The organism is Roseomonas sp. TAS13 (assembly GCF_001950415.1).
Taxonomy (GTDB): Bacteria; Pseudomonadota; Alphaproteobacteria; order Acetobacterales; family Acetobacteraceae; genus Roseomonas; species Roseomonas mucosa.
Map to the genome: position 1 here is coordinate 1 of NZ_BDLP01000325.1, position 4,858 is coordinate 4,858.

At 72.1% G+C, this 4,858-nt stretch carries 4 protein-coding genes and 1 pseudogene; 1 reads left to right on the forward strand and 4 read right to left on the reverse strand.

Annotation, left to right across the window (positions count from 1 at the left end):
* Nucleotides 1-107: 107 nt before the first annotated feature.
* The 4 genes from ROTAS13_RS19260 to ROTAS13_RS19275 all read right to left on the reverse strand — a co-directional run bounded on the left by ROTAS13_RS19260 (nt 108) and on the right by ROTAS13_RS19275 (nt 4,193).
* Nucleotides 108-1,115 (reverse strand): YncE family protein, encoded by a 1,008-nt coding sequence (locus ROTAS13_RS19260; RefSeq protein ID WP_075823132.1) that lies wholly within the window; start codon nt 1,113-1,115, stop codon nt 108-110.
* Nucleotides 1,116-1,262: 147 nt separating this feature from the next.
* Entirely contained in the window at nt 1,263-1,697 is a 435-nt protein-coding gene (gene msrB / locus ROTAS13_RS19265) for a peptide-methionine (R)-S-oxide reductase MsrB (protein ID WP_075823133.1), read from the reverse strand.
* Complete coding sequence (msrA, locus tag ROTAS13_RS19270) at nt 1,694-2,266, reverse strand: peptide-methionine (S)-S-oxide reductase MsrA (protein ID WP_019459739.1); 573 nt, start codon at nt 2,264-2,266, stop codon at nt 1,694-1,696. Before msrA ends, msrB begins: the two co-directional genes overlap by 4 nt.
* Nucleotides 2,267-2,450: 184 nt before the next feature.
* Complete coding sequence (locus ROTAS13_RS19275; protein ID WP_075823134.1) at nt 2,451-4,193, reverse strand: EAL domain-containing protein; 1,743 nt, start codon at nt 4,191-4,193, stop codon at nt 2,451-2,453.
* A 294-nt stretch (nt 4,194-4,487) separates the two neighbouring features.
* Here ROTAS13_RS19275 and ROTAS13_RS19280 point away from each other — a divergent pair.
* A pseudogene (locus ROTAS13_RS19280) lies at nt 4,488-4,858 on the forward strand (serine hydrolase); the annotation flags it as partial.

Here is a 4,858-nt window from a genome sequence, read left to right on the forward strand (position 1 = left end):
GACAGGCGGGAGGCTGCGCCGCCGGCTGGGCAAGGGCCGGAAACGCGGCCAGGAGGGCCAGGCAACCGGCCAGGAACGGGCGCGCCATGCCGCGCATCATGCCGGCCTCAGCGCGGCTGCGGCAGGGTGGCGCGGGCATCCTGCGCCAGGGCCGGATCGGCGGCGCGGTAGAGGATGCCGTGCGGCGAACGGCCGACGCGCACCGTCTGCATCTCCCCCGTGGCCGGATCGAGGATGCCAACCTTGGCCACCCAGCGCAGGGTGGCCCAGAGTCGGCCCTGCGGGTCGAAGGTGATGTCGTCCGGCCCGCCCGGCGTCTCGTAGACCCGCTTCACCGACAGGTCCTTCGGGTCCAGCGCGGTGATGCGGCTGTCCACGCGGCTGGTGACATAGATCACGCTGTTGTCGGGGGACGGAAAGATCTGGTGCGCGCCGCGCCCGACCGTGATGCGGCGTTCCACCGCATGGGTCCCGGGGTCCACCACCGAGATGAAGTCCTGCCCCATGGCGCCCACCAAGAGCTTGCCGTCATGCCAGTGGATGCCGGCGGGATCGCGCCCGACCTCCTGGGTCCAGGCAACCTCGCGGCGATCCAGGTCCACGGCGGCGATGCTGCGCTCCCCCTGCAGGGTGACATAGGCGAAGCGGCTGTCGGGGCTGTAGGCCAGGTGGCTGGGCATGTCGCCCACCCGCAGCCGCCCCTGCAGGCTCAGCGCCTGACCGTCCCAGCCATAGATGTCCACCTGGTCGCGGCGCAGGCTGGTCACCACCAGCCGCTTCCCGTCCGGCGTGAAGGCGAGGTGGTAGGGATTGCTGATCCGTTCCCGCCGCAGCACCGCCCCGGTCGCGGGGTCGAGGAAGAGCATCTCGTTGCCGCCGGAATCCCCGACCAGGATCTGGCTGCGGTCCGGCGTCAGGGTCAGGTGGTGGACCTCCCGCAACACCGGGATGCGGCGGATCTCCTCGTGGCTGCGCCCGTCCAGGAGCTGGATGTTCGCCTCGCCGGAATTCAGCACGAAGACGAGGTCCGCCGAGGAGGCCCGCGCCGCCTGCGGCAGCAGGGCGGACAGCAGGGCAAGCCCGGTCAGGCCGCCGGCCAGGCTCTTGAAGCGCATGGGACCTTGTCCTCCCCCGGGGGATTGCCGGTGCCGGGGAGGGATCTGCGCTCCCCCCTGGCCGATGCGCCGACACTAGCACAGGATGGCGCGGCGCGAGAGGTTGCGAGGCGGAGGACAGCCCCCGCCACGCGCCGCGATGGGCGGTCAGCCCGCCGGCTGATCCGGCGCCGGCTCGAAGCGCAGCGCCACGCCGTGCATGCAGAAGCGCATCCCGGTCGGCGGCGGGCCGTCCGGGAAGACATGGCCGAGATGGCCGTGGCAGCTCGCGCAATGCACCTCGGTCCGCACCATGCCATGGGCGCGGTCGGTCGTGGTGGCCACCGCGCCCTCGACGGGCCGGAAGAAGGAGGGCCAGCCCGTGCCGCTCTCGAACTTCGTCACGGAGTCGAAAAGCGGCGCGCCGCAGCCGGCGCAATGATAGGTGCCCGCCCGCTTCTCGCCGTTCAGGGGCGAGGAGCCGGGGCGTTCCGTGCCGTGCTCGCGCAGCACGCGATAGGCCTGGGGCAGGAGGCAGTGGCGCCACTCCTCCTCCGAACGGCGGGCCGCCTCCTGGTCCATCACCTGATCCTTTCCACTCATGCCGCGCGCTCCTTCAGCCGGTGGGCGAAGCTCTTGCGGAACTTCGCCACCTTCGGGGCGATCACCGCCCGGCAATAGCCCGACCAGGGGGTGCGGGCGAAATAGTCCTGGTGCTCCGCCTCGGCGGGCCAGAATTCCGGCGCGGGGGCGAGCTCCGTGACCAGTGGCGCCGGGTAGAGGCCGGCCTCGGCCACCTCCGCCATCACCTTCCGCGCCACGCGCTCCTGCTCGGGCGACGTGGCGAAGATGACGCTGCGGTACTGCGGCCCGACATCGGCACCCTGGCGATCCCTGGTTGTGGGATCGTGGATGGTGAAGAAGACGCGCAGGATATCGGCGTAGGAGATGACGGCGGGGTCGAAATCGACTTTCACGACCTCGGCATGGCCGGTCCGCTTGCCGCAGACCTGCTCGTAGGTCGGATGCGGGACCACGCCGCCGGCATAGCCGGAAACGACGGAGGCGACGCCCTCCAGGTTGCGGTAGACGGCGTCGAGGCACCAGAAACAGCCACCGCCGAGGATGGCCGTCTCAAGGGTTCGGGAGACGGGATCGGTCATGCCGCCCATGTGGGGTGAGCCCGGGCCTCTGCCAATGCCGTGCGGGAGCCGCCAGGGGGATGCCCCCCGGGATCAGCCAACGGGGATCAGCCAACGGGGATCAGCCAACGGGGATCAGCCAACGCGGATCAGCCAACGCGGATCAGCCAACGCGGATCAGCCGATCGGGGTCGGCCATCGGGCACCGCGGGCCTCAGTCGGGACGGCCTCCCGGCTCTCCGCCCTGCGGACTGGGAAGCTGTCCCGGGCGGCCGAAGTGGAAGCCCTGGCCGAAGCTCACGCCCAGTTCCCGCATCAACCCGGCCTCGGCCTCGGTCTCGATCCGCTCCGCCACCACCGAGGCACCCAGGGAGTGCGACAGTTCCACGATCGCCGTCACGAAGCTGCGGTCGCGCGCACTGCGCAGCGCGCCCTGGACATAGGCACCGTCCAGCTTCACGAAATCGACCTGCAAGGCGCGCAGGTAGCGGAAGGCGGCGGCCCCCGCGCCGAAGTCGTCGAGGCAGACCGCCACCCAGCGGTCGCGCAGGAACTGCACGCTGCGGATGGCCTCGTCCTCGTCGCCGATCTGCGCCGTCTCGGTAATCTCCACCAGCAGCCGCTCCGCCAGGTGCGGCCAGGCATCGAGCAGGCTTTCCAGCTTCCGCCGGAAGGCCGCGCTTTGCAGCGACAGGCCGGACAGGTTGACGGCGATGCGCGGCGCGGCCGGCCGCTGCGCCACCTGGGCGACGCTGTGCAGCACCGCCCAGTCCAGCTCCTCGGCCAGGCCGATGGCCTCGGCGAAGGTCACGAACTCCTGCGGACCCTTCAGCGGCAGGTCCTGGATGGGGCGGGGGCGGAGCAGGGCCTCGTAGTGGTGCACGCGGCCATCCTGCAGGCCGACGATGGGCTGGTAGGCCATGTGGAAGCGCCGCTCCGCCAGGGCACGCCGCATCGCCTCGCTGCGCAGGGTGGCGGAGGCGAGGAAGCCCTCCAGCCCCTGGTCGAAGCCCCAGTCGCTCAGCCCCTCCTGCCCCTCCTGCGCGAAGGCGCTCAGCGCGTGGCGCAGCGCGCGCGTGGCCTGGACCGCGTTGAGCCCGGGCGCCGTCAGCGGCATGTCGAGCGCGCGCAGCCGTGCCTCGCGGCCGCCCCGGGCCAGTGCGGCCTCCACCCTGGCCGCCAGCCTCGCGAGATCCGTCATGCCACCCTTCAGGCCGAACTCCGCCTGCTCCCCGGACAGTCCCTCATCGCCGGCGGCGCCGGCCCGGCCCCGGCCCGTCTCGTCGCGTTCCGGTCCGCCCTCCCTCGCGGGGGCGGGCATCCCGCCGCCGGACACGATCCCGTAGCGCCCCGGGGCGAGCCTCCCGGCCACGCCGTCGCCATCGTCGGCGGCCAGCATCGCCTCGCGGATCTGCTTCAGGATGTCGCTCCCGTTCTCGTCGAGTTCGAGAAAGCCCATGGAGGAGGCCGCCTCCCCTTCCCGCAGGCGCTGCTCCGCGGCCCGGGCCAAAGCATCCGGCCCCAGCTCGGTCTCCCCGGACAGGTCCGGCAGCCCTTCCGGCACGGCCGAGAGGCAGAGGCAGAACCGCAAACCCTGGCGGTGCGCGAAAGGCAGGCCGGAAAGCAGCATCGGCCGCCGGTCGCGGGTGCGCAGGCGGAACAGCATGGGGGGAACGCGCTTCTGCGCGCCCAGCAGCATGAGCGCGTCCTCCAGCCGCTCCCGCTCCTCGGGCGCCAGGAGGCGGCGGAGGGGGGCGCCGAGGAAGGTGTCCGGCGGCTGCCCGAAGCGCTGCTCGAAGCTGCCGGCGGCATAGGTGATGGTGCCGTCGGGGCGGATCTCCACCAGCAGTTCCGCCGCGGCGAGGGCGAAGGTCACGTAGCGCTCGTGGCGATCGGCCTGGTCATGCTCCACCTCCGGCACCGTCCCGGCTCCGGGCTGGCTGCCTGGAAAGGTCATGGGTTGCCTCCCGCCCGCCGGGCCCTTGCAGCCAGGAAGAAGTGGCGTGGAGGCACCGGCCGGGCCGTGCGGCCGCCCTCCGGAAGAAAGCGTCGCATGTCCCGGTGATCCTGACTTGTCTGCGCGGCGGTCTGTCTGCGGCAAGGGTCCATCCCGGACAGCAAAGCGCCAAACGGTTGAAAAACCCTGAGCCCGGCGGGCGAACGGGCAAAAAATCCGGCGCCCCCGCCGACCATGGCCTTTCCCGCGCCCGGGGTCTTCCCCAAAGCGGCGATCGGGCGGAGGCTGCCGGCAATGATCTTCCCACCGCCACACCCCGCCGCCCTGCCCGAGGGCGCGGCCGAGACCCTGGGCTTCGACCCCGCCCGACTCGCCGAGGCGACCGCCTGGGCGCGAGCGCAGGAAAGCCCCTTCCCCCGCGACCTGCCAGCCTATCTCGCCTCCGGCCATTTCGAGCCACCGCCGGGCAACGAGATCCTGGGCCCGGTCGAGCCGCGCGGCGCGCCGAATGGGCTGATCCTTCGCCATGGCCGCGTCGCCGCCCGCTGGGGCGACACGCGGCAGGCGGACCGGACCTTCAGCGTCGCCAAGTCCTGCCTTTCCATGCTGGCGGGCATCGCCGTGCTGGACGGGCTGATCGGCGACCTGGACGAGCCGGTCTCGGC

Excerpts from the sequence above, each read along its gene's own strand:
- ROTAS13_RS19260 (WP_075823132.1), bottom strand. The coding sequence starts at position 1,115 with ATGCGCTTCAAGAGCCTGGCCGGCGGCCTGACCGGGCTTGCCCTGCTG.
- msrB (WP_075823133.1), bottom strand. The coding sequence starts at position 1,697 with ATGAGTGGAAAGGATCAGGTGATGGACCAGGAGGCGGCCCGCCGTTCG.
- msrA (WP_019459739.1), bottom strand. The coding sequence starts at position 2,266 with ATGGGCGGCATGACCGATCCCGTCTCCCGAACCCTTGAGACGGCCATC.
- ROTAS13_RS19275 (WP_075823134.1), bottom strand. The coding sequence starts at position 4,193 with ATGACCTTTCCAGGCAGCCAGCCCGGAGCCGGGACGGTGCCGGAGGTG.